At 35.3% G+C, this 915-nt stretch carries 1 protein-coding gene and 1 pseudogene; both read left to right on the top strand.

Going from position 1 to position 915, the window contains the following annotated elements:
* A pseudogene (locus ACFINS_RS09850) lies at positions 1–243 on the top strand (phage regulatory protein); the annotation flags it as partial.
* A gap of 9 nt (positions 244–252) precedes the next feature.
* On the top strand, positions 253–843 hold the full coding sequence (locus tag ACFINS_RS09845) for an antA/AntB antirepressor family protein (protein WP_375706160.1): 591 nt from the start codon (positions 253–255) through the stop codon (positions 841–843).
* Positions 844–915: the final 72 nt, after the last annotated feature.

The raw sequence follows: 915 nt of genomic DNA, 5'->3' as shown, positions 1-915 counted from the left end.
CTGAGTAATTTTGCTGGATTATACAAAGATTCAACAGGTCGTACTCTTCCTTGTTACCATCTTCCTAAACCTGAAGCTCTTATTGTCATTTTAGGTTACAACACTGTATTACGCGAAAAAATCATAGATTATTGGAAAAAATTAGAAGAGCAAGCAGCTAATCCTCAAATCGATTTATCAAGCCCTGAAATACGAGCAGCTATCATGATGCATCTTAAAAATAAAATTAAACAGACTGCATAGGAGTTCATCATGAACACTCTCATAGAGATTAAAGAACAAATCATTGATCAGGAAATTGTTCAGACAGTAAATGCACGTGAGTTGCATACATTTTTGGAAGTTAAATCTAATTTTAGAGATTGGATAAAAAATCGCATTGAGGAGTACGGATTCTTAGAAAATAAGGACTTTATAAGTTTCGCTAAAATTTTAGCGAAACCTAATGCCCCTCAAGAAAATCAAGACTTTATGAGTTTTACTCAAAAAAGAGTAAAACCTAAAAGCGGTCGTCCAAGTATCGAATATCATCTTACTCTAGACATGGCAAAAGAGCTTTCAATGGTTGAACGCAATGAGAAAGGCAGGCAAGCTCGTCGTTACTTTATTGAGTGTGAGAAAAAGTTAAAAAGTCAATCTGTTGATTATGATAATGATACACGCTTTGATTTGCCAAGTTACTGGGAGGGTATGAGTGCTGGTGAAAAAGCTTTGTATCTTTTAGGTCCTATCCATGTTCGTCTTATTGATGCTTTTAGAGTGGATGAAGAGAATAGAAAATATAAAGCTCTTATTAAAGAAGCTAAGCAGGTTTTAGCAACATCTGTTACGAAAGCTGCTTAGTTTTAAAACCGATTTCATCTCCCCGTTTCAAAAGCGGGGAGAGGATAAGGCTTTCAGTTTTTGAAACCCACT

The sequence above is a fragment of the Bartonella sp. AA2SXKL genome, assembly GCF_042197205.1.
Lineage (GTDB): Bacteria > Pseudomonadota > Alphaproteobacteria > Rhizobiales > Rhizobiaceae > Bartonella.
The sequence above is the reverse complement of the archived record's forward strand: the minus strand, read 5'-3'. Positions and strand labels throughout refer to the sequence as shown.

Excerpts from the sequence above, each read along its gene's own strand:
- ACFINS_RS09845 (WP_375706160.1), top strand. The coding sequence starts at position 253 with ATGAACACTCTCATAGAGATTAAAGAACAAATCATTGATCAGGAAATT.